The following is a 23,343-nucleotide window of genomic DNA, read 5'->3' as shown; positions in this document are numbered from 1 at the left end:
GGCGACTGCCCGTTCTGCCTCAATAGAACGTGTACTCGGCCGCCAGGCGGTAAGCGCGGCCGAGCACGTCCGCGTTGCTGGTCAGGTAGCCGTTGTAGCCCGTGTTGGCTGTCAGTGCGGGGCCCACGTTGGTGAGGTTGTTGACACCGACATTCACCTTCCAGTTCTTGAAGCCCGCATAGCCGGCGCTGAAGTTGTACTGCTTGTACGCCTTGACGCTGGTGTAGGCCGAACCGGCGCGCGGCGTCAGGTCGGTCAGCCCACTGTTGTAGCGCTGCGAGAGCTGCGCGGACCAATCGCCATTGCGCCAGGCCACGGCGGCGGTGTGCTTCCAGCGGTAGACGATCTGCTGCGTGGTGGCCAGGCCGGCGTTGGGGCCGACATAGCGCGCGTCGGCGGTCAGGACGCCGACGTCGTCCAGCATCTCGCCGCCCTTTTCCACCGAGAACGCGTACTTGTCGTAGTAGGTGCCGTCCAGCTTGAAGTTGAATGTGCCCAGGTTGTTGGTGCGCAGCTGATAGGTCGCGGCGACATCCAGGCCGCGCATGTTCATGTCACCGCGGTTGGCCTGGCTGGTCAGGATGTGGTCGATGGTGCCGTCGGCCCGGCGCACGATGTTGGCCGCGTACTTGGCCGGCTGCTGTTGCACCTCGGGCAGCGTCAGCGCGCCCAGCACGTCGCTGAGCTTGATGCTCCAGTAGTCCAGCGTCACCAGCAGGCCATGCACCGGCTCGAACGCGCCGCCGATGCTCCAGCCGCTGGACTTCTCGGGCTTCAAGTGGCTGTTGTCAGGTGACTTGGTCCAGTAGTCGGTGATGGCGTTGCAGACCTTGACCGGGTCCGCACTGGCGACCGCCGTGCCGGAGCCGGCGATGAGCGGCGTCGGGCTGGGGCACAGCACCGGGTCATCGATGGTGGCCTGGCGCACTTCCGGCGTGGGGTTCTGGATGTCCATGATGGACGGTGCCCGGAAGCCCGTATTGGCCGACGCGCGCAACATCAGCTGCGCGCTGGGCTGGAAGCGCAGCGACAGCTTGGGGTTGACCGTGGTGGTCTTCAAGTCACTGTAGGTGTCGGAGCGCACGGCGCCGTTGACGCTCCAGACCTTGGTCAGCGGTGCGTCCAGCTCGACGACGGCGGACTTGATGTCGCGGTGCAGCCTGGCGGCCACGCCGGTGGGGTTCTCGCCGACGATGTCGTCCTTCACGACAACCCCTGCGCTGCTGATGTTGTAGCGGCCGTCGGCCAGCTTGCCGACGTAGTCCAGCGGCGCGGCGTGCACCTTGGCTTCGTCGCGGCGCAGCTCGCCGGTCACGGCCAGCGTCAGCGGGCCGCCGCCCAGCTGCATCAGCTCGCGGGTCAGCGTCGCGTCGACGCCCTTGTTGAAAGCCTCGTTCCTGCGGTAGACGTAGTCGCGCAGCTCGATGCTCTTCAGGTAGGCCAGGCCGGCGGCGTCCTGCGGGCCGAAGGGGTTCAGGATGCCGTTGGTGAAGCCTTCCTGCGCCTTGCTGTAGAGGATGTAGCCGCCACCCGTGGCCGTGTTGCGCTGCGAGTGGCCGTAGTTCAGGCCCACGCGGTAGTCCCACTTCCACAGCGTGCCTTCGGCCGCCAGCACCAGCCGATCGTTGACCTGCTCGTCGTTGCGATAGGCGTTGCCCAGTTCACCCGGGCCCCACTGAAAGTAGACCAGCCGGTTGTTCATGTTGAGCGGGCTGACGACGCCGGGCGTCTTCGTCGCGTCGATGAACATGGCCGGCGAGTTGCTGCCGGTGTTGCTGCCCACCACGTTGACCAGCGGCGTGATGCCCTTGCCGGGGTAGAACTTGCTGGTGGACGGGATGGTGTAGTAGCTGAACGGTTCGTTGGACGAACTGTTGATCTGCAGGCCGCGGTACTTCTCGACGGTGAACGCCGAATGCAGCAGTTCCAGGCTGACGCGGTGGCCCTGCCCCACGTTCAGTGCGCCCTTGGCGAACAGGTTGGTGATCTTGCTGCCGTCGCTGATCGCCGTGTAGAAGTTCGGGTCGCGGTAGCAGCCGGCGTTGCCGTAGGTGGCCGGCGTCGCGACGCTGCCGGCACCCAGCGTGGGCAGCGACCATGGCGCCACGCAGCCGGTGGCGAAGCTGGCGTTGTAGTTGTTGTTGTTCGCGCCGCCTGCGGCCGAGGCCGGCGCGAAGCCGAAGTTGGCAATCGGGCTCTGGTTCTTGTTGCTGGGCGTGACGAGCAGGCCCAGCTGGTTCAGCGCCGAGCCGTCGTACAGCTCGGGCCGGTCGCCCTGCATCAAGGCCGACTTGCTCTGGTGGTCCAGCGCGCCGTAGAGGTTCCAGCCGTCGACCACGAGGTCACCGAAGCCGACGATCGCCCCGACGGCCTGGGTCTCTCCGGCGCTGGAGCGCTCCGGCACGTTCCAGTCCGCCTTCATGCGTGCGCCGCGGAAGCTCTCCTTCATGATGAAGTTCTGCACGCCGCCGATGGCGTCGGAGCCGTAGATGGACGACGCGCCGTCGCGCAGCGTCTCGGCGCGGTCCAGCGCCATGCGCGGGATGACGTTGACCGACACGTACTGATCCTGCAGCGGCTCGTTGGCCAGGCGGCGGCCGTTGAGCAGCGTCAGCGTGCGCATGGGCCCCAGGCCGCGCAGGTTCAGCACCGGGCCGGCCGCGCCGGTGTTGAAGCCCAGCGACTGCGACTGCGGCAACTCCAGCACCAGATCCTTCAGCTCGGTGTGCCCGCGCGCCTCCAACTCCTCCGGCCTGTTGACCGACACCGGCAACGCCGTCTCGCCGGACAAGCGTTTGATGGACGAGCCGGTGACCTGCACGCGCTCCATGCTGACGGGCGCCTGGCCCTCGCCGCCCTGGGCGTGCGCGGCGTTGACGAGGCACAGCGCGGCGCCGGCGCACAGGCTGAGCCGGTGGGTCAGCGCGCGAGGGTCGCGGTGGCCGTTCCACGGCCTGCGGTTCATGCTCTTCATTGTTGTCGTCTCCTGTTTTTTTCGTCTCGTCGCCGGCCCGGCGAGCGCGCAGGCCGGCACTGCGTGATTCGCCAGGGCTCAGGGCGCGGGCACCCAGCCGCCCGGCGCGCCGGTGGCGATCGTCGAGTTCTGGAACACCTCGGCACGCGTCGTCAGGCCCGCAGGCGAAGACAGCTGCCGGGCCAGCGTCAGGTCGGTCGCCACGGCATTGACCTTCACCGACGCCACACCCAGCCGTGCGCTGACGTCCAGCGGCGCGCCGCTGGCGTCCAGGCTGCCGAACTCGCGCCAACCGGCGGTGTCGGTGGCGGCGCCATCGGCCGTGCCCGCCCAGGGCGGCGGGTTGCTGCCGCAGCCGCCGGTGCCGACGCCGGTCTTGCTGGTGCCGGTGCCCACGCACCAGCCCACGGGCAGGATGTGCGGGCCCATGCGCGTGTTCACGAAGGCGATGTTGTCGGTGTAGGTCGTCGCCGCCGTGCCGCCGCTGCGCGCCAGATAGGCCTGACTCACGAGGCCATCGGACGTCAGCCGGCTGTTCAGGAACACGAAGCCCTTGTCGCCCGCCGTCGCGCGCGACTGCAGCACATAGCCGGGCGAGCTGCTGGCGGTGTCCACCACCGAGCGGATCTCGCACTCCTCGAACAGGCTGGCCATCACGCTGCCCCAGATGAAGTCCACATTGCCGGCCACCAGCGACTGGTAGAACCAGTTGTAGCCCTTGAGCTGCAGCGTGTCCTGCTGGCTGTAGAACGCCATCTCCCTGGCCACCAGCCGCGCGGCCGCCGCGGTCGTGCTGGTGTTGAAGTAGATCGTCTCGGCCTGGTTGTCCCAGCTGTTGCTGCGCTCGTGCGGGTTCAGCAGCGTGAAGTTGCGCAGCGTCAGCAGGTCGGACGTCTCGATGAGGAAGGACGACCGGCCGCCGCCCAGCACGCGATGGCCCAAGGTCTTGCCCGAGGTGCTCAGCGCCGTGCCGGCCGCCGCACTGCTGGCGCCGCTGCCCGAATTCAGCGACTCGAAATTCTCGTCGCCCACGACCACGCCGTCGCGGCTCTCGCCGACGATGCTCAGGTTGGACACCTTGCGCAGGATGTTGAGCTCGGGGTAGCGGCCATCGGCAAGGCGAATGACCTTGGGCGTCGCCACCGTGTTGCAGCCGTAGCTGGACGAGCTGTTCGTGGCGCAGTACTTCATGACCCAGTTCAGCGCGCCCTGCAGCGTGCGGAAGTCGGCGGTCGAGCCGTTGTCGTCCACGGCAACATCGGTGTAGCTCGCGGGCGCGGCACGCGTCGTGAACTTCCAGCCGTCCGCCTTGGTGACCCCGGCGAAAGCGGCGCCCTTGATGCTGCCGGCCAGCACCGAGGCGTCCATCGTCACGTAGTAGCTGGTGCCGAAGTCCAGCCGGTTGTTGTGCAGCCGCACCTGCGCCGTGCTGCCGCTGATCGCCACCGGGCGATACCAGACATAGCGCGCCCAGGTCGCGCCATCCGACATGGCGCCGAGTCCCAGCGCATCGATCTCGAGATTGCTGCGCGCCAGCACGGTCTGCGTGTCGCTGGCGGACGGCACGCTGCTGACGTCGATGCTGTCCACCAGCACATCGTCACTGCTGCGATAGACGCTGATGCGGCCCACCGTGCCGAGCGTGGGCGGCGCGTCGAAGGACAGCGCCAGCCGCGTGTCGGTGTGCACGCCGGCCTCGTTGGCGGCCGGCAGCCGGGTGCCGGCCACGTCGCCGACATTGCCGCTGCCGCTGATCTGCGTCGTCAGCTTGCCGGCACCGGCCAGGGCCACGGCATTGGCCTTGACGAGTGCCGCCGGCCGCGGCTTGTAGGCATAGGCCGGCGTGAAGGGCGTGCCCGCCAACACGCTGCAGGCGCCCAGCGGCGCGCCGTTGAGCATGGAGCCGCTGTCCTGGAACACGCCGGAGTGGTCGCTGCTCGGGTAGGTGACGACGCCGTCGCAGCCCGTCGCGCCGTCGATGGCGAAGACGTTGGCCTGCGACAGCAGGTTGGACGCCTTGCCCGCACCGATGCTGTAGCTGTGCGGATAGGGGTTGGCCGTCTTGCTGCCGATGAAGTAGTTGTTGAAGACGTGCACCTGCCCGTAGCGCACGCGCGGCACGCGCTGCGTGACGCCGCTGAACACGTTGTTGGCGATGGTCACGCGCAGCTTGCCGGCGTCGCTCGCGAGGCTGTCGGAGCCGCCGATCAGCATCGTCTTGTCATGCGCCTGCACAACGTTGTAGGACACCGTGACGAGATCGGCGCCCTTGGTGATGTCGATGGCACCGTCGTGGCACTGGCGCGTCTTGCCGTTCTCGATGGGCAGCGTGTCGTCGGTGACGGGCGCGTCGGTGATGGTGTTGCGGTCGATCCAGACCTGCGTGGCCGTGACGATGCCGATCGCGTCGTACTGGGAATTCCAGTTGCCGGTGGCGCCATCGGTGGGGTCCCAGACGGGCCCCACATCGCAGGGCGCCACCAGCGTGAGGTTGCGCACGATGACCTGGCTGACGCCGGTGATGTCGATCCACGCGTTGACGAAGCCGGCGCCGGGCCCCTCGCCGATCAGCGTCGTGTTGCTCGGCAGGCGCACGCGCGCCCTGACCTTCTGGTCGGCCGTGCTCGCGAACGGCGTGCCCGCGGTCATGTCGATGCTGCCGGCCACCTTGATGATCTTGGCCGCGTTGCCGCCATTGGCCAGCGCGTTCAGCAGTTCGGCGCGGTTGCGCACGGTGTAGATGTGCTCGGGCGTGGCCGCGCTGCCGCCCACGGTGCCGGCGCCCCAGCCGTCGGCCGGCGCCGTCTGCAGCGCGGCGTCGAGGCCCCAGGCCGGCAGGCTGGCCAGCAACAGCGACGCGATGCCGCTCAGGTGATGCAGCGGCTTCATGCGGCAGCCCTCCTCGTGCGGCCCAGCGCCAGCAGGCCCAGTCCCAGGGCCAGCAGCGCGCCGCTCGCCGGCTCGGGCACCGCCGCCACGTTCAGCTGCGCCGTGAAGCTGCCGAAGCTGTCGTTGAACGTCAGGTCGTTCAGCGTCAGCGCGATGCGGTGGTCATCCAGCCGCGCCAGGCTGACACCGCCACTGCTGATACCGCTGAGGTCCAGGCCCACGAAACCGCTCAGCGGCTGCGTCAGGCCTGCGAAGCTGAACGTCAGCGCGTAAGTGCCCGGCAGCGCGGCAGCGCCGCTGTTGTTCCAGACCTGCAGCAGCCCGCTGCTGGTGAAGTCGATGCCGACCGCGTAATCGGCCGTCAGGAACTCCAGATCGCCGAAACCGTCGGACAGCGCCGTGACGTTGCTGCCGGCCTCGTCGGCGTAGCCGTGGTCCAGGCCCAACAGCGCCGAACTGGCGCCGTTGACCTGGCCCGTGATGACGGTGCCCACGGGCACGGGAGCGGCCTGCGCAGCGGCGCCGCCCAGGCATGCGGCGGCCAGGACCGCCAGGGTCTTGAGGGTCTTCATGCGTTGTCTCCGTTGTTGACGTGCGGCCGCTCTGTCGGCGGCTCGACTTCCATCCGGAGACCGGCAGGGTCCCCCAAGCAAAAAGGGGCACAGACGGCAGGTCTGCGCCCCTGGTCTTTCAGGTCATGCGGCTCAGAACTTGTAGCGGCCGCCCAGGATGTACTCGCGGCCGGTGTAGTTGTTCACCACCACGTTGTTCATCGCACGGGAGATGAACTGCTCGTTGGCCTGGTTCGTCAGGTTGGTCGCCTCGAAGGTGAGTTCGAGCTGGCTGTTGACCTTGTAGCCCAGCGACATGTCCAGGTTGAAGGTCTTGTTCTTGCCCTGCTCGTTCTGGTTGTTCTGGAACACGACCGTCTGCAGGAACGACGCGCGTGACGAGCCGGAGATACGGCCGCTGAACGTGCCGTCGTCGTAGTAGAGCGACATGTTCCACGAGCGCGGCGACAGGTTGATCAGGTCCTCGGTGATGTAGGTGGTCGTCGTCGCGGTCTGCGACGACGGGTACTTCATCTTGGACTTGACCTGCGTGTAGTTGGCCAGCAGGCCGAAGTTCTTGCCCCAGCTCGGCAGGAAGCTGAACGGCTGTTGAACGTTGATCTCGAAGCCCTGCAGCTTGCCGCCCTCGGTGTTGACCGGCGCACTGACGGTGAAGATCTCGTCACCCGTGAAGTTGGTCGGCAGCAGCGACATCGGCAGGCCGGTGTCCTTGTAGGCCACGTTGCGGCCGCTGGTCACGACGAAGCTCTTGATGTTCTTCTGGAACAGACCCAGGCCGATGAAGCCGTTCTTGGAGTGGTACCACTCGCCGCTGAGGTCGAAGGTGGTGGCGCGGTAGGGGTCGAGCGCCGGGTTGCCGCCGGTGTAGCTCAGCGTGCCGGTGGTGGACAGCGTGCCGCCCGGGTTCAGGCTCGGCAGCGGCGGACGCGACATCACCTTGGCCGCCGCGGCGCGCACGATGAAGTCCTTCGTCACGTTGACGCCGACGTTGGCCGACGGCAGCCAGTCGTTGTACTGGCGCGTGGCCGTCACCGGGCTGCCGCCGCCGGTGGCGAGATAGCCGGTGGCGCTCAGCGACGTCTTCACATAGCGCGCACCCACGTTGCCGCGCACCGGCAGGCCGCCCAGGCGCGTATCGAACTCACCCATCAGCCAGCTGCCGGTGTCGGTTTCGGTGATGGAGCGGTTGTTGCCGCGCGCATTGCCGTTGGTGATGGAGCTCAGCCGGAAGTCGCCCGAGCCGCCGGCCTGGCCGGTCTTCAGGCAATTGCAGTAGATGTCATACGCGCCGGCAATGGCGTCCAGGTTGGGGATGACCCAGGACGTGACCGAGCCCGCGGGCAGGCTCTGCCCCTTGCCGAAGCCATCCAGCGTCGTCACGAGGCTCAGCGGCAGCGTGCCGGCCGGCAGCGTGTTCATCGTCTCGACGGTGCGGCGGAATTCGTAGCTGTTGAAGCTGAACTTCTTGTAGCTGACGCCGCCCTTGATCGTCAGCAGGTCGGGGATGGCTTCCCATGCCACATCGGCGGTCACGACGTCCTGCCGGTTGGTCGCGCCGTTCGGGCGGATGCGGATCTCGCTGGGCGTGAAGTTGGTGATGCCGGTGGCGCCCACCGGCACGCCGTGGATGGCCAGCGCGCCGTTGACGTCGCTGGGGTTGAGCGTGCCGTAGGTGATCAGCGGTGAGCGGTCGTCACCACGCGCGTCGTAGACATAGCCGTTGACGTTGGGCGCATCCAGCGTCGTGGTGGTCTGGATGGGGTTGCGGAAGCGCGACGTGGCGCGGCCACCCTTGAGCGTGAGCTTGACGGTCTCCGTGAGCTCCTGCTCGACGGTGAGCGTGGGCTGCGTGAACTCGGTGGTGAGCTTGTCAAAGCGCGACTCCGAGCGGATGTCCACGCCGTTGAACTTGCCGTAGACCATCTGGCCGCTGGGCGCGAACTGCGCCTCCACGACGCTGGTCTGCGGCTTGCCGCCCTGGGCCAGCGTGCGGCTGAACGAGATGGCCTCCAGGAAGTCTTCCTGGCGCGTCGCGTCGAGCTTGCTGTAGAGCATGTCGAAGGTCATCACCGTCGTGTCGGTCGGGCGCACCTGCACCGACCCGGTCAGGCCCGTGCGGTCCTGATCGTGCGTGAGGCGGCCGTAGCGCGGCAGGCGGGGGTGGAAGTTGGTGGCCAGCGACGCGGCGTTGTAGGCATCGGTGGCGGCCTGCGAGGCCGGCAGGCGCGCGCTGGGCGCCGTGGCGGCGTCGGAGGCCACGCCGGCCGAGCCGCAGGTGTTGGCCGTGGCCGCCGTGGTGGCCGGGTTGGCGGGCGTCACGCCCAGCGGCGAGCACCAGCCGCCGCTGGAGCTGCCGTTGTCCCAGCGCACGGTGCTGAAGCCTTCTTCGTAGACCTGGCGCTTGGAGTAGGCGCCCGACAGCAGCACGCCGATCTTCTTGTCGGCAAAGGTGTTGGAGATCAGGAACGAGGCCTTGGGCGTGGCCTTGCCGCGAATCTCGTTGTAGGTGCCCTTCACGGCCACGGCGGCCACGAACTTCTTCAGATCGAAGGGGCGGGCCGTCTGCAGGTCCACCGTCGCGCCCAGCGAACCCTCGTCCACGTCGGCCGAGGTGCTCTTGCGCACCGTCAGCGAGTTGAAGAGGTCGGCGGCGAAGACGTTGAAGTCGAACGCGCGGGTGCGGTTGGCGCCGCCGGAGCTGTCGGTGCCGCCGGTGGTGGCCAGCGCCTCGATGCCGTTGATGCGCGTGCGGGTGAAGTCACCGCCCAGGCCGCGCACGGAGATGTTGCGGCCTTCACCGGCATCGCGGTCGATGACGACGCCCGGCACGCGCTGCAGCGATTCGGCCAGGTTGGTGTCCGGGAACTTGCCCATGTCCTCGGCCTTGATGACATCGACGATGCCCTTGTCCTGGCGCTTGGCGTTCAGTGCGCTTTCCAGCGAGGCCCGGATGCCGGTGACGGTCACGGTCTCGAGCTGGTTGTTCGTGGCGGCGGCGTCCTGAGCCCAGACGGGGGCGGCGACGAGCGTGGCGGCCAGGGCCACCGGGCTCAGGGCGAGACGGTGGTACGGACGGAAAGCGGACATGAAGAGTCTCCTGGTGCAAGGCCGCCTCGACGCGTCACGCGCCGGCGGCTCTGGGGTTATGCAAGGGCTGGGCACCCGGGCGCACGCAGGGCGCCCGTCAAATCGGGAAACGGCTTCGCGGCAGTGCGAGCGCCGTTCCATGGCCTACAACGACAACTGCTGGGGTCGTGCGGCCGCTGGCAACGCCCGGCAAGGCGGCCTCACCGCGGGCCTGCGCCGTGACGCTGGACAACATCACGACGGGTTATGCAGGCACTGAAGGGAAGGCTCTTTTGCAGGGCTTGTGGACGATGATAGGTTCAAGCTGGCAAAATCGGAACGGCGGTTCACTAAATAGAAACCATGATTCCGCAACACTTGCCAGCTGCCCTAAGCTTCTCGAAATCGGAATCCGAAACCGCGTTTCAACTCTAACGATCCAGCGCGGCGGATCCATCGGAACAACCCCGACCCCGCTGTCGCCATCGGTCCTTCTTCCGCCCGGGCGGCCCCTTCCCACGCAACCGGTGCTCCACGCACCTCGAACAACGACATGGTCCTTCACAACTTCAATCTCGCCGGCAAGACGGCCATCGTGACCGGCTGCAACACGGGCCTCGGCCAGGGCATGGCGCTGGCACTGGCGCAGGCGGGTGCCGACGTCGTCGGCGTCAACGTCTCCGAGCCGGATGAAACCAAGGCCGCCATCGAGGCCCTGGGCCGTCGCTTCCTGGACCTGCGCGCCAACCTGGGCGACATCAGCTGCATCCCCGAACTGGTGGCCCAGGCCAAGGCGCTCAATGGCGAGGTGCACATCCTCGTCAACAACGCCGGCATCATCCGCCGCGAAGACGCCATCAAATTCACCGAGGCCGACTGGGACGACGTCATCGACCTGAACCTGAAGTCGGTGTTCTTCCTGTCACAGGCCGTCGCCAAGGTCTTCATGGCGCAGGGCAAGGGCGGCAAGATCGTCAACATCGCGTCCATGCTGAGCTTCCAGGGCGGCGTGCGCGTGCCCTCCTACACCGCCAGCAAGAGCGGCGTCATGGGCATCACGCGGCTGATGGCCAACGAGTGGGCCTCGCACGGCATCAACGTGAACGCCATTGCGCCGGGCTACATGGCCACCAACAACACGGCCGCACTGCGCGCCGACGAACAACGCAACAGCGCCATCCTCGAGCGCATCCCCGCCGGCCGCTGGGGCAAGCCCGAGGACCTGGCCGGCCCGGTCGTCTTCCTGTCGTCCCCCGCATCCGACTATGTGAATGGCTACACCGTCGCCGTCGACGGCGGCTGGCTGGCCAGGTGAAATAGGCCCCTCGCCCAGCCCCGCCCCGCTGAACACGGGCGAGGCTGGTCGGTCTTGCAGACCGCGCAGCCGCAGAGCGGCTGCCCTTCGACAGGCACGAAAAGTCCTCCAGACTTATCGTGTCCGGCCTCAGCCCCCGAGGGGACGGCGATGCTTGCGGCTTCGAGCCGCAAGCACATCGCCAAGCGGGCCGGCTCGGGAGCGGCCCAGCGCGCGGCCCGCAAGGCGCAACACATCAAAGAGGATGCCGCCATGAAATCCACCGAACGCAAGTTTGAATTCGTCACCCACGAGGACCCCGACACCGGCGCACGCGTCACGCGGCTGACGCCGCCGGACGTCACCTGCCATCGCAATTACTTCTATCAGAAGTGCTTCACCAACGACGGCACGAAGCTGATGTTCGGTGGCGAGTTCGGGCCACAGCCCAGCCCCAACTGGAACCTGCACCTGCTGGACCTGCCCACGCAGACCGCCATCCAGCTGACCGACGGCGCCGGTGAGAACACCTTCGGCGCCTTCATGAGCCCGGACGACCGCTTCGTCTATTTCGTGCGCGGCGACCGCAACCTCATCCGCCTGGAACTCGCCACGCTGAAGGAGGAAGTCGCCTACGTCGTGCCCGAGGGCTGGGTGGGCTACGGCACCTGGGTGGCCAACAGCGCCTGCACGAAGATGGTCGGCATCGAGATCGCCGCGGCCGACTGGTTCCCGCTGAACACCTGGCAGAAGTTCACCGAGATGTTCCACCGCAAGCCCCTGTGCCGGCTGTTCAGCGTGGACCTGCAGACCGGCCAACGCAGCGTCATCCTGGAGCAGCGCGGTTGGCTGGGCCACCCGCAATACCGGCCGTTCGACGACAACACGGTCGCCTACTGCCACGAAGGCCCGCACGACCTCATCGACGCGCGCATGTGGTTCATCAACGAGGACGGCACGAACCGCCGCTGCGGCAAGGCCCATACCGACGGAGAGAGCTGCACGCACGAGTTCTGGGTGCCAGATGGCAGCGCGATGATCTATGTGTCATACAACGAGAAGTCGCCCGAACGCTGGATCTACAGCCTCGACCCCGTCACGCTGGAGAACAAGCTGCTGTCCGCCATGCCGCAGTGCTCGCACCTGATGAGCAACCATGACGGCACGCTCATCGTCGGTGACGGCTGCGGCAAGGCCAGCAGCGGCGACAACGAGATGCTGGTGGGCGACCCCTACCTCCACCTCTTCGACCTGCGCGCCGGTAGCGGCCACGCCACCACGCGCCCCATCGCGCGCCACGACAGCGGCTGGGACGTCTACAAGGACAACCGCCAGGTCACCCACCCCCACCCCAGCTTCACGCCCGACGAGAAGCAGGTGCTGTTCAGCTGCGATGCCGAGCGCGCCAAGGGCTTCGAGCCGGCGGTCTACCTGGCGGACCTGTGAAGCCCCGGCTCACGCTGTTCACGCTGGGCCTGCTGCTCGCCGCCAGCGTGAGCCAGGCCCAACCCAGCCCCCAGGGCCGCCCCCAGCTCACCGCAGCGCAGGCCGCCGCCCACACGACGGCGGCCTATCTCGGTGACTGGACGCCCGCGCCGCTGGCCGACCTCGCCGCAGCACCGCCCGATCTCGTCGTCAGGCCCGGCGAGTCCGTGCAGGCCGCCATCGACAAGGTGCCGCCGCTGGCCAAGGAGGGCAGCCGGCGCTGGGTCATCCAGATCGAACCCGGCACCTACCGCGGCCCGCTGTGCATCCGCGACAAGGCGCCGCTCGCGCTGGTCGGCGCGGCGCTGGACCCGGCCGCCGTCGTGCTCGTGGACGGGCGCTTCTCCGGCAAGCCCAAGGGCGAGCAGGAAGCTGCCCATCCCTGCATCCCCGAGCTGGGCAAGGCCAGCATCGGCACCAGCGGCAGCACGACGCTGCTCGTGCAAAGCCCCGACGTGCAGCTCATCGCGCTGACGGTCGCGAACGACGCCATGGACGGCGTGCGCCGCGGTGAGCCCTACCCGCCCGGCGTCGGCGAGAGCGGCGGCGCGCAGGCCGTGGCACTCACGCTGGCCGGCGACCGCATCCAGCTCGAGAACGTGCGGCTGCTGGGCCACCAGGACACGCTGTTCGCGCGCCGCCCCGCCCCCGGCCAGCCGGCGCGGCAGTTGATCCGCCACAGCCTCATCGCGGGCGACGTGGACTTCATCTTCGGCAACGCCGTCCTCGTCATCGAGCACTCCACCATCCTGACGCGCGCCCACCGCCGCACGCCGGGCCATGGCGGCATCATCCTCGCGCCCAGCACCTCGCCGGACGTGCAGCAGGGCTTCCTCGTCACGCACAGCCGCCTGGTGGCCGAACCGGGCATCGCCCCCGGCGCCACGGCGCTCGGCCGCGCCTGGGACAGCGGCGTGAAGGCCGGCACCTGGGTCGCCGGCAGCAGCCCCAACGGCCTGGCCGTCGTGCGCGACAGCGAGATCGGCGCCCATGTCGGGCCATGGGCGGCCAGCACCTCGCGGCGGCCGTTCGACGCCACCACCCACCGCCTGAGCGAATTCAACAACCGCCCATGACGCTGCGTCGCCGCGACCTCATCGCCCTGGCCACCCTGCCCGCGCTGGGCGCCTGCACCAGCGCACCCCGCGCCACGGTGGCGCTGCCGCTGGGCTGGGCGGGCGTGGGTGCCACGACGGGCGGCGCCAGCGCCCGACCCGAACACATCGTGGACGTGCATGACCGCGCCGGCCTGGACGCGGCCCTGCGGCTGGGTGAGCGGCCCAAGATCATCCGCGTGCATGCCTTCATCGACCTCTGCCCGGGCGGCGCGGAGTCATTCCGCGATCCGGCCTTCGATGCCGACGCCTTCGATCGCGCCTACGCCCCCGCCACCTGGGGCCGCAACGACCCCAGCGGCCCGCTGGAAGACGCACGCCGGCGCTCCGAGAAGCGCCAGGCCGGCGTATCCGTCGTGCGCCTGCCATCCAACACGACGCTGCTCGGCGCCGCGCCCGGCGCCGGCTTCCAGCACGGCATGGTGCTGCTCGACCAGGTCAGCAACATCGTCATCCGCGACCTGCGCTTCTCGGACGCCTACGACCATTTCCCCGAATGGCAGCCCCGCGACAACGGGCATGGCGAATGGAATTCGGCGTACGACGGCCTGTCGCTTCGCGGCGCCGAACGCGTGTGGGTGGACCATTGCCAATTCGACGATGGGGATCACCCCGACAAGCTCGAGCCCATTCGCCTGGGCCAGCGCGTGCAGCACCACGACGGCCTGCTGGACATCACCAACGGCAGCGACCTTGTGACCGTATCCTGGTGCCGTTTCCAGGCCCACGACAAGACCATGCTGATCGGCAGCAGCGACAGCCGCACCAGCGACGCCGGCCGGCTGCGCGTGACGCTGCACCACAACCACTTTGACAGCTGCAAGGAGCGCGCGCCACGCGTGCGGTTCGGGCGCGTCCATGTCGTCGCCAACCTCTTCAGCGCCGAGCATGCCGAGGACTACGGCTACTCGCTGGGCCTGGGCGTGCAGTCGCAGCTGTTCAGCGAACACAACCGCTGGGAATTGCCTGCAGGCGTCACGGCGGACCGGCTCATCCGCCGCCTCAAAGGCACGGCATTCGCCGACCGCGACAGCCGGCTCAACGGCCAGCCCGTCGACATCCTGGCCGCGTGGCGTGCCGCACATCCTGGGGACAGCCTCTCCGCGGAGCTCGGCTGGCGCCCCGACGAGTCCTACGATGCAGCCCTGCTGCGGCCGGACAGGCCTGATCATCTTGCTGAGCAAATCCGGCGGGAAGCGGGCCCCCGCCGGGCCTGAGGGAGAATCCGCATCCCATATCGCGGAACAAGCGCCCGAAAGCATCAAGACGATGGACGAAGACATTGGTGATTCCAAGCAGCCGGAATCGGTTGCGGCGGTACTCAAGGTGTTTGCCATCCTGAACGCCCTGGGCGAGCGCAGCGACATCGGCATCACCGACCTCTCCGTGCGCCTGGCCATGCCCAAGGCCACCGTCTACCGCTTCCTGCAGACGATGAAGAGCCTGGGCTATGTGCGCCAGGAGCCCGACAGCGAACGCTACGGCCTGGCCATGCGCATGTTCGAGATCGGCGCCAAGGCCCTGCCCTCGCCCGATCTCGTCGAGCTGGCCAAGCACCCCATGCAGATGCTGGCCGACGCCACCGGCGAGACCGTCCACCTGGGCAGCCTCATCGACAGCGAGATCATCTACATCCACAAGGTCGACTCGCGGCACATGCTGGGCATGTACTCCCGCGTCGGCCGCCGCGCGCCGCTGCACTGCACGGCCATCGGCAAGGTGCTGCTGGCCTGGGAACATCCCGAGCGGCGCGATCGCATCCTCGACGGCGCCGAGTTCAAGCGCTTTCGCGACAAGACCATCACCGAGCGCCCGGCCTTCCTCGCCGAGCTGGCCCAGGTGAAGGCCCAGGGCTACGGCGAAGACCGCGAGGAGTTCGACGATCACATCCGCTGCCTGGGCGTGCCCATCTTCGACCGGCTGGGCCAGCCGATCGCCGGCATGAGCGTGTCGTTCCCGACCTTCCGCTTCGACGACGCAAAAGCCCCCGACTACATCCGCCTGCTGCAGGCCGCCAGCCGCGACATCTCCGAGAAGCTGGGCTGCACGCGCTTCCCGCTGGACCCGGCGCAGGCCGCCGCCTGACGCACGGCCGGGGCGGCGTTGTCGCCCCTGGGACTCGCCCGCCCCGCCCGGGGATGATTCAATGCCGGCTGTCGTTCAACGAGCAGCCGTCATGAGCCAGATCAACCGCCAGATCCTTCTCGCCTCGCGCCCCAAGGGCGAGGTGACCCCCGAGAACTTCCGCCTCGTCGAGACCGCACTCGCGCCGCTGACCGATGGCCAGGTGCGCGTGCGCAACCACTTCCTGAGCCTGGACCCGTACATGCGCGGCCGCATGAACGACAGCAAGAGCTACGCCGCCTCGCAGCCGCTCGATGCCGTGATGATCGGCGGCACCGTCGGCGAGGTGGTCGAGTCCAGGAACGACCACTTCAAGGTCGGCGACAAGGTCGTCGGCATGGGTGGCTGGCAGGAGTTCCAGACCGTCGACGCCACGCAGCGCGGCGTGCTGCAGAAGGTGGACACGACGCACATCCCGCTGTCGGCCTACCTGGGTGCCGTGGGCATGCCCGGCGTGACGGCCTGGTACGGGCTCGTCAAGATCATCAACCCCAAGGCCGGCGAGACGGTGGTCGTCAGCGCCGCCAGCGGCGCCGTGGGCTCGGCGGTGGGCCAGCTCGCCAAGGCGCGCGGCGCGCGCGCGGTGGGCATTGCCGGCGGCGCCGACAAGTGCGCCTATGTCGTCAATGAACTGGGCTTCGACGCCTGCATCGACTACAAGCAGCACGGCGACGTGAAAGCCCTGTCGACGGCGCTGAAGGCGGCCTGCCCCGACGGCATCGACGGCTACTTCGAGAACGTCGGCGGCTACATCCTCGACGCCGTGCTGCTGCGCGCCAATGCGTTCAGTCGCGTCGCCATGTGCGGCATGATCTCCGGCTACGACGGCCAGCCCATCCCCATGGCCGCGCCGCAACTCATCCTCGTCAACCGCATGAAGGTCGAGGGCTTCATCGTGTCCGAGCACATGGAGGTCTGGCCCGAGGCGCTGAAGGAGCTGGGCGGGCTGGTGGCTGCCGGCAAGCTGAAGTACCGCGAGACCGTGGCCCAGGGCCTGCAAAGCGCGCCCGAGGCTTTCATGGGGCTGCTCAAGGGCCGCAACTTCGGCAAGCAGCTCGTCAAGCTCGTCGGATGAACTGGCACTGCACCCCTTTTGCCGAGCTCGGCGTGCAGCAACTGCACGACGTGCTGCGGCTGCGCTCGGAGGTCTTCGTCGTCGAGCAGCAATGCGTCTTCCTCGAGATCGACGGCCTCGACCCCAAGACCTGGCACCTGCTCGGCACCGGTGACGATGGCCAGCTGCTGGCCTACACGCGCCTGATCCCGCCCGGCGTGAAGGCCCCGGACGCGCTGATCGGCCGCGTCGTCACCGCGCCTGCCGCGCGCGGCGGCGGCACCGGCCGCGCGCTGATGGCCGAGTCCATCACGCAATGCGAGCGCCTGTGGCCGGGCCATGCCATCACCTTGCATGCACAGGCGCACCTGCAGCGCTTCTACGGCAGCTTCGGCTTCGAGCCCGTCGGTGAGCCCTACATCGAAGACGGCATCCCCCACGTCGAAATGAGGAGAGCCCGGCCATGACCCGCAAGACCGCCGTCATCACCGGCGCGGGCTCCGGCTTCGGCCTGGAGACCGCCCGCCTCGCCGCGCAGCGCGGCATGAACCTCGTGCTCGTCGACGTGCAGGCCGACGCGCTGGAGAAGGCCGCCGCCGAGTTCACCCAGGTCGAGGCGCTCGCTCGCGTCGTGGACGTGGCCAAGGCCGACGAGATGGCGGCGCTCGCCGCCGCCGTGCAGGCGCGCTTCGGCGCGCCGCATGTCGTCTTCAACAACGCCGGTGTCGGCTCGGGCGGCCTGATCTGGGAGAACAGCCTGGCCGACTGGGAGTGGGTGCTGGGCGTGAACCTGATGGGGGTCGTGCACGGCGTGCGCCTGTTCACGCCGATGATGCTGGCCGCCGCCGAGGCCGACGCGGCCTACCGGGGCCACATCGTCAACACCGCGTCCATGGCCGGCCTGCTGAACCCGCCCAACATGGGCGTCTACAACGTGTCCAAGCACGCGGTGGTGTCGCTGTCGGAGACGCTCTACCAGGACCTCGCGCTCGTGACGAACCAGGTGCATGCCTCGGTGCTCTGCCCCTTCTTCGTGCCCACCGGCATCAGCCAGAGCCACCGCAACCGGCCGGCCGACCTGCCGATGGCCCGGCCCACGAAGAGCCAGCTGATCTCGCAGGCGCAGACGGACAAGGCCGTGTCGTCGGGCAAGCTGACCGCAGCCGATGTGGCCGCGCTGGTGTTCGACGCCATCGACCACCGCAAGTTCTACATCTTCAGCCACCCGCAGGCACTGGCCGGCGTGCAGACGCGACTGGAAGACGTGATGCTCAACCGCAACCCGACCGACCCCTTCGCCGCGCGGCCGGACGTGGGTGCGGCCCTGAAAGCGCGCCTGCGCGCCGACTGACCCGCGAGCCCACGCCAGGGCCATGGCAAGCCCTGGCCCAGGTCAGCCGCCGGACTCCCGCCAGCCTGCGTCGGCAATCCAGCGCAGCGCGCTCAGCGACGGCATGAACAAGTATTCGCCGCCTTTCAGGTGGTTGAAGGTCGTCAGGCCCTGCACGCGCCTGCGGGCGGGCTGCTGCGGCAGCGTGAAGCTGCCGGGTTCGTCGCCGTGCAGGCCCACCATGGCGTCACGTTCGGTGCCCAGGTCGATGAAGTTGCCGCGATTGATCCATTCCTGTTGCAGGAACTCGATGGTGTCGTAGGCCCGCGCGCTGATGAAGATGAAGAAGATGCCGCGGTCGCCGCGGCCATCGTCGGCCGCCGTCACGTCGGGCGTCCACTTCGGCCCGAATGTGGACGAGCGCCGGATGATGCGGTGGATGTTGACGTCGGTCAGGATGGTCAGCTGGCTGTCGCGCGGGTTCAGGCGGCGCGCGTGCGCGGCGTGCGGGCACATCAGCCCCTTGGGATCGGCCGCGTAGTCGAAGCCGTTGTTGCGCTGCGGGTCCGCGCCCAGCGCCGGGTCGTCATGCTCGGGCGCCAGCACCAGCGGCGCGCCGCTGCGCCAGCGTCCCACCAGTTTGGCGGCCAGCTTCTCCTGCGCGGCCTCGCCGTCGGCGTTGGCGCGCACGAAGTCATTGAACGCGCCCACGTCGCTTTCGTACTTGCGCAGCACGACGAACGACCCGTTGCGCCCCAACACAGCGGGCTCGGGCATGGCCACCGGCGCGCCGGTCTCGCTGGGCTCGCCCAGGATGAATTCGCCGGCGGCAATGGCCCGCTCCTGCCCGGGCAACGCAGGCACGCCGCTTCCCGCGACCGCGGGTTGCGAAATGGAGTCCCGAAAGCCGAACGGGTTCTTCGCGTCGGCATCGGCGCCGAAGCGGTGCGTGGCCACCAGCGTCACGCCCTGGGCCGCGTCTAGCTCGGCCATCGCACGCGCCACCGCGAGCGCCAACGCCGCGTCGTCGCGCGCATAGATCGTCAGCGCCACGTGGCAGGTGCCGGGCTTGAACGCAGCGTCCCAATGCTCGGGCGCGTTGCTGCCGGTGTCGCGCAGTTGCGCGGCGCGCGCGGCCATGCCTTGCTGGAACGGCAGCGGGAAGCTCTTCAGCGACGCGTCGGGCAGCCCCAGTGCCACGAGGCCCGCGTGGCTCAGCGCCACGCCGATCCAGGCGTCGCGGTCTTCCGTCCAGCCGGCGGCCGACGGGATGTGCGCCGACAGCCGACCGAGCAACGCGCGGCCACCCGCCGCGTCGTCGATGTGCAGCATGGCGTGCAGGCCCACATAGGGCTCCGGCCGCGAGCGCAGGATCAACGCCTGGATGTCGTCCAGTTGCAGCGTGACGGGCTCGGGGTTGAACAGCGTTTTCAGGCGTTCGATGACCGTCATACTCAGTAGTCCACGCCTTCGGGTTGGGACAGCGCATCGGTCAGCCGTGCCAGCGCGTCACGCGTCACCGGGTCGACGTCGACGTTGCCGGACATCGCATCCAGGAACTCACCCAGGGCCTTGTCCATGCGCTGGTACCGGCGCACGTCCACCACGGTGACCTGCGGGTTGGCGACGAACCAGCCTGCGGCGTTGATCTGGTGGCTAGCGATGAAGTCCTTCACCGCAGGGCTGTCGATACCCGGCCAGCCCTCGATGTTGGCGAACAGCAGGTCCATCAGCTCCGGGATCTTGGTCGCGAAGTCGTTGATGTAGGCGTCCCAGTCGCCGTCGTATGCGGTGGCGAACAGGATGCGCGTGTCGTCATCGAAAAACACGAAGCGCATGTCGTGCAGCGTCGATACGCGCTGTGCGCCATCCATGTTGCCGCCGGTCAGGTCGAAGATGCGTCGCAGCCGGTCGGCGCCGCCCGGCTTCAGCGGCGCAATGGCCGTCAGCTCCGACACGTTGCCGGACTGCTTGCCCGCGCGGCCCGCCGAGCCGGCGTTGCCCTTCAGGTCGGGGTTGTGCTTGCGCACCATGGCCTCCAGCGCGATCTTGACCAGCTGCGGCGCGTCGGCCGCCACTTCCTCGATGCGGCGGCGGATGGCCTGCAGCGTGGTCTCGTCTGCCAGGCGCGGGTCTCGGGTGGGTTCGGTCATCAGGCAGCCGTCTCGTCAGTCAGGGATGTCGGTCAGCGCGGTGGGCTCCACGCGCGGGCGGGCGTTCATGTCGTGGCGAAAGCGGCTGGATCGCTCGTAAGCAGCGCGACGGATGCGCATGATCTGGCCCAGGGGCTGGTGGGCGTGCACACCGTTCCACGGGTTGAACGACAGCACGTCGTCGCCGTAGACCTGCCGCGCGGGGCCGTAGACAGGCTGCGGCGCGAAGCGCAGCGTGGCAATGGGCCGGTGGGGCGACAGCGCCGGGTCCCAGTGCACGGCGGCATCTTCGACCGGCATGGCGGCCAGGTTCGTGCACAGCTGGGCCCGCAACTCATACACCGCGCCCTGCGCAGCGAAGTGCTCGGCGATGGCATCGCGCAGCGCCGAGAAGCCGTCGCCGGACACGGGCTGGCCTGTCAGCGCCATCACGTCGGCCGACAGCGGGGCCAGGGACAGCTTTGCCACATGGTCGCCAAAACGCAGCGCACCCTGGGTGTGATAGGTCTCACCCAGCGGATGATGGTTGTCGCGCGCAAGGCCGTCGAGCGTCGCGCCGACACGGCCGCCGACCGCCTGCACGACGTCTTTGACGCCACGCGCCGTCGCAGCCACCAGGCGCTGCAGCGCCTCGGGCGCTTGCGCATTGGCCTCCAGCAAGCCCAGCAGCTGCTGGTACTTCTGCAGCGTGCCGAAGGCCAGCTCCGGGAAGTTGACCATCAGGAAGTCCTGATTCGCCGCGCCCAACTCGGGCGACAGCCGCTCCCCCGGCACGCCCATCACCTTCAACGCGAAGCCGCGCGGGGCAGGCACGGCGTCGGAATGGATGTCGCTGTGCGCCGACGACAGCCGTGCCACCACGCCATACGTGCCCGGCGCGGCGAACAGGCCTTGCCGCAGCTCGGGCGGCAGGTCAGCCGGCACCGTCAACTCGCCCTTGAGGATGGCGTGGGACTTGGCGTGCGCATCGCGGATGGCGTGGCGGTGGCGCTCGAAGGTGCAGCGGTTCGAAGCCGCCATGTGTTCGATGATCTCGGCGGTTAGCCGAGCCTCGTCTTCCGCCGGGCTTTCGACGCTGGCGTCGTATCGGAGATAGGTCATGGCGAAAAATTCTGGGATGTCGACCGATCGCCGGCTGTAGGTCGTGACGCCGTTCACCCCGTCCTCTTCACGCTGCCGCGCCGCTCCGGCCGCCACGCCGCAACCGGTCGGCCGGGCCGCCCACCGCAAACGCTGGCGCGGCGCTTCCTAGAATCACGCATGTCTTCTGCATTCCCTGTCGCCATCATCGGCGGCGGCCCGGCCGGCCTGATGGCCGCCGAAGTGCTGGCCGCCGCCGGCCACGCCGTCACCGTCTTCGACGCCAAGCCCAGCGTGGGCCGCAAGTTCCTGCTGGCCGGCAAAGGCGGCCTGAACCTCACGCACGCCGAACCTTTCGCCCCCTTCCTCGGCCGCTTCGGCGCCCGGGCGCCGCACATCGAGCCGCTGCTGCGCGCCTTCGACGCCGACGCGCTGCGCGCCTGGGCCGCCGGCCTGGGGGTGGAGACCTTCGTCGGCACGTCCGGCCGCGTCTTCCCCAAGGACTTGAAGGCCGCGCCGCTGCTGCGCGCCTGGCTGCATCGGCTGCGCGCGGCCGGCGTGAGCTTTGCGATGCGCCACCGCTGGCGCGGCTGGACGGATGACGGCGCGCTGCGTTTCGAGACGCCCGACGGCGAGCGCCTCGTCACGCCGCGAGCGACGCTGCTGGCACTGGGCGGCGCGTCCTGGCCGCAACTGGGTTCCGACGGCGCCTGGGCACCGTGGCTGGCCGCGCGCGGCGTGGACGTCGCACCGCTGCAGCCCGCCAACTGCGGCTTCGACGTCGGCGCCACGGCGGCCCACCCGGCCGGCCCGGGCTGGAGCGAACGCTTCGCCACCGAGTTCGCCGGCCAGCCGGTCAAGCCGGTGGCGCTGGCCGCCGAGGGCTTCGCCAGCCGGCCCGGCGAGTTCGTCATCACCGCCACCGGCATCGAAGGTTCGCTGGTCTACGCCGCCAGCAGCGTGCTGCGCGAGCAGATCGCCCGCGACGGCCGCGCCACGCTGCAGCTGGACCTGCTGCCCCAGCTGACGGCCGAACGCGTGCTCGCCGAGGTGAAGCACCCTCGCGGCAGCCGCTCGCTGTCATCGCACCTGAAGAGCCGGCTGCACCTCAGCCCGCTGAAACTGGGCCTGCTGCACGAGTTGCTGAGCCGTGAGCAGATGCTCGATGCCGCCACCCTGGCCGCGGCGCTGAAGGCGCTGCCGCTGACGCTGCATGCCGCAAGGCCGGTGGCCGAGGCCATCAGCACGGCGGGCGGCGTTCGCTTCGAGGCGCTGACGGCCGAGCTGATGCTGAGCGCGCTGCCCGGCGTGTTCGTGGCGGGCGAGATGCTGGACTGGGAGGCGCCCACCGGCGGCTACCTGCTCACCGCCAGCATGGCCAGCGGCCGCGCGGCCGCGCATGGGCTCGCCAGCTTTCTAGATCGCCTGCCCGCCTGACACCTCGACGCGCTGGGCGTTCACCCAGCGGTTGTCTGGCGACAGCAGGCTCGCGATCATCGGGCCGATGTCGTCCGGCACACCGGCACGGCCCAAGGCCGTCATGCCGGCGAACAGCCGGTTGATGTCGGGGTTGTCGCGCACCGCGCCGCCACCGAAATCGGTCTCGATGGCGCCGGGCGCCACGGTGTTGACGGTGATGCCCCGCGCCCCCAGTTCCTTGGCGAGGTAGACGGTCAACACCTCCACCGCGCCCTTCACGGCCGCATACGCCGCGTAGCCCGGGAAGGACACCCGCGTCAGGCCGGAAGACAGGTTGACGATGCGACCGCCGTCAGCCAGCAGCGGCAGCAGCGCCTGCGTGAGGAAGAACACGCCCTTGAAGTGCACGTCGACGAGGCCATCGAACTGCGCCTCGGTGGTGTCGGCCACCAGCGCGTAGTCGCCGTGGCCGGCGTTGTTGACGAGGTGGTCCAGGGTGTCGCGCGCCCAGATCGTGCGCAGCGCGGCACGCAGGCGTTCGACGAAGACCGGGAAGCCGGCAACCTGCCCCACATCCAGCGGCAGCGCAACGGCGCGCCGGCCCAGCGCCTGAATTTCCGCAACCAACGCATGCGCCGCGTCGGCCTGGCTGTGATAGGTGACGACGACATCGCCACCACGGCGGGCGATGTGCAAGGCGGTGTTGCGGCCCAGGCCGCGGCTGGCGCCGGTGATGAGGCTGATGGTGGTCATGGAAGGCTCCGATGAAAGAAGGCCTCCATGCTCGA

The 23,343-nt window shown here is 68.8% G+C and carries 17 protein-coding genes; 9 read left to right on the top strand and 8 right to left on the bottom strand.

The genetic code is table 11. From position 1 onward, the window contains the following. Nucleotides 1-19 precede the first annotated feature (19 nt). The 4 genes from ACG00X_RS02170 to ACG00X_RS02155 all read right to left on the bottom strand — a co-directional run bounded on the left by ACG00X_RS02170 (nt 20) and on the right by ACG00X_RS02155 (nt 9,522). Nucleotides 20-2,965 (bottom strand): TonB-dependent receptor domain-containing protein, encoded by a 2,946-nt coding sequence (locus ACG00X_RS02170; protein WP_394486281.1) that lies wholly within the window; start codon nt 2,963-2,965, stop codon nt 20-22. Between the two features lie 87 nt (nt 2,966-3,052). Further along, nucleotides 3,053-5,863: a pectate lyase family protein gene (locus ACG00X_RS02165; RefSeq protein ID WP_394486280.1), complete on the bottom strand. Its 2,811-nt coding sequence runs from the start codon at nt 5,861-5,863 to the stop codon at nt 3,053-3,055. Then, the gene (locus ACG00X_RS02160; protein ID WP_394486279.1) at nt 5,860-6,435 is read right to left on the bottom strand and encodes a PEP-CTERM sorting domain-containing protein; all 576 of its coding nucleotides are present in this window, start codon (nt 6,433-6,435) and stop codon (nt 5,860-5,862) included. Before ACG00X_RS02160 ends, ACG00X_RS02165 begins: the two co-directional genes overlap by 4 nt. Before the next feature lie 132 nt (nt 6,436-6,567). Then, the gene (locus ACG00X_RS02155) at nt 6,568-9,522 is read right to left on the bottom strand and encodes a TonB-dependent receptor (protein WP_394486278.1); all 2,955 of its coding nucleotides are present in this window, start codon (nt 9,520-9,522) and stop codon (nt 6,568-6,570) included. 532 nt (nt 9,523-10,054) lie between these two features. Between ACG00X_RS02155 and kduD the strand changes: the two genes are divergently transcribed. From kduD to ACG00X_RS02115, 8 genes are all read left to right on the top strand, one after another. Further along, the gene (kduD, locus tag ACG00X_RS02150; protein ID WP_394486277.1) at nt 10,055-10,816 is read left to right on the top strand and encodes a 2-dehydro-3-deoxy-D-gluconate 5-dehydrogenase KduD; all 762 of its coding nucleotides are present in this window, start codon (nt 10,055-10,057) and stop codon (nt 10,814-10,816) included. Between the two features lie 252 nt (nt 10,817-11,068). Then, complete coding sequence (locus tag ACG00X_RS02145) at nt 11,069-12,241, top strand: oligogalacturonate lyase family protein (RefSeq protein WP_394486276.1); 1,173 nt, start codon at nt 11,069-11,071, stop codon at nt 12,239-12,241. Next, nucleotides 12,238-13,356, top strand: a complete 1,119-nt coding sequence (locus ACG00X_RS02140) for a pectinesterase family protein (RefSeq protein WP_394486275.1) — start codon at nt 12,238-12,240, stop codon at nt 13,354-13,356. The genes ACG00X_RS02145 and ACG00X_RS02140 overlap by 4 nt, the downstream gene beginning before the upstream one ends. Further along, the gene (locus ACG00X_RS02135) at nt 13,353-14,612 is read left to right on the top strand and encodes a pectate lyase family protein (RefSeq protein WP_394486274.1); all 1,260 of its coding nucleotides are present in this window, start codon (nt 13,353-13,355) and stop codon (nt 14,610-14,612) included. Before ACG00X_RS02140 ends, ACG00X_RS02135 begins: the two co-directional genes overlap by 4 nt. 52 nt (nt 14,613-14,664) lie before the next feature. Then, a complete protein-coding gene (gene kdgR / locus ACG00X_RS02130; protein WP_394486273.1) occupies nt 14,665-15,480 on the top strand; it encodes a DNA-binding transcriptional regulator KdgR in 816 nt (271 codons plus the stop codon). A gap of 91 nt (nt 15,481-15,571) precedes the next feature. Further along, on the top strand, nt 15,572-16,594 hold the full coding sequence (locus ACG00X_RS02125) for an NADP-dependent oxidoreductase (protein ID WP_394486272.1): 1,023 nt from the start codon (nt 15,572-15,574) through the stop codon (nt 16,592-16,594). Further along, a complete protein-coding gene (locus ACG00X_RS02120; protein ID WP_394486271.1) occupies nt 16,591-17,040 on the top strand; it encodes a GNAT family N-acetyltransferase in 450 nt (149 codons plus the stop codon). Before ACG00X_RS02125 ends, ACG00X_RS02120 begins: the two co-directional genes overlap by 4 nt. Then, entirely contained in the window at nt 17,037-17,924 is an 888-nt protein-coding gene (locus tag ACG00X_RS02115) for an SDR family oxidoreductase (RefSeq protein WP_394486270.1), read from the top strand. The genes ACG00X_RS02120 and ACG00X_RS02115 overlap by 4 nt, the downstream gene beginning before the upstream one ends. A 42-nt stretch (nt 17,925-17,966) precedes the next feature. Here the strand turns inward: ACG00X_RS02115 and ACG00X_RS02110 are convergent, their stop codons facing one another. Genes ACG00X_RS02110 through ACG00X_RS02100 form a run of 3 tightly spaced genes read right to left on the bottom strand, consistent with a single transcriptional unit; the run spans nt 17,967 to nt 21,157 of the window. Then, nucleotides 17,967-19,355: a Dyp-type peroxidase gene (locus ACG00X_RS02110; RefSeq protein WP_394486269.1), complete on the bottom strand. Its 1,389-nt coding sequence runs from the start codon at nt 19,353-19,355 to the stop codon at nt 17,967-17,969. A 2-nt stretch (nt 19,356-19,357) separates the two neighbouring features. After that, nucleotides 19,358-20,056: a hypothetical protein gene (locus ACG00X_RS02105; protein ID WP_394486268.1), complete on the bottom strand. Its 699-nt coding sequence runs from the start codon at nt 20,054-20,056 to the stop codon at nt 19,358-19,360. 15 nt (nt 20,057-20,071) lie between these two features. Further along, on the bottom strand, nt 20,072-21,157 hold the full coding sequence (locus ACG00X_RS02100) for a catalase family protein (RefSeq protein ID WP_394486267.1): 1,086 nt from the start codon (nt 21,155-21,157) through the stop codon (nt 20,072-20,074). Between the two features lie 159 nt (nt 21,158-21,316). Here ACG00X_RS02100 and ACG00X_RS02095 point away from each other — a divergent pair, with 159 nt between their 5' ends. Continuing rightward, nucleotides 21,317-22,573, top strand: a complete 1,257-nt coding sequence (locus ACG00X_RS02095) for a TIGR03862 family flavoprotein (protein WP_394486266.1) — start codon at nt 21,317-21,319, stop codon at nt 22,571-22,573. Here the strand turns inward: ACG00X_RS02095 and ACG00X_RS02090 are convergent. Then, nucleotides 22,553-23,308: an SDR family NAD(P)-dependent oxidoreductase gene (locus tag ACG00X_RS02090; RefSeq protein WP_394486265.1), complete on the bottom strand. Its 756-nt coding sequence runs from the start codon at nt 23,306-23,308 to the stop codon at nt 22,553-22,555. The two genes, ACG00X_RS02095 and ACG00X_RS02090, sit on opposite strands and share 21 nt — an antisense overlap. Between the last annotated feature and the right edge of the window lie 35 nt (nt 23,309-23,343).

Origin of the sequence: Pelomonas nitida, from assembly GCF_043555975.1 — a bacterium.
GTDB lineage: Bacteria > Pseudomonadota > Gammaproteobacteria > Burkholderiales > Burkholderiaceae_C > Pelomonas > Pelomonas nitida.
This window is presented reverse-complemented; position numbering and strand designations above follow the sequence as displayed.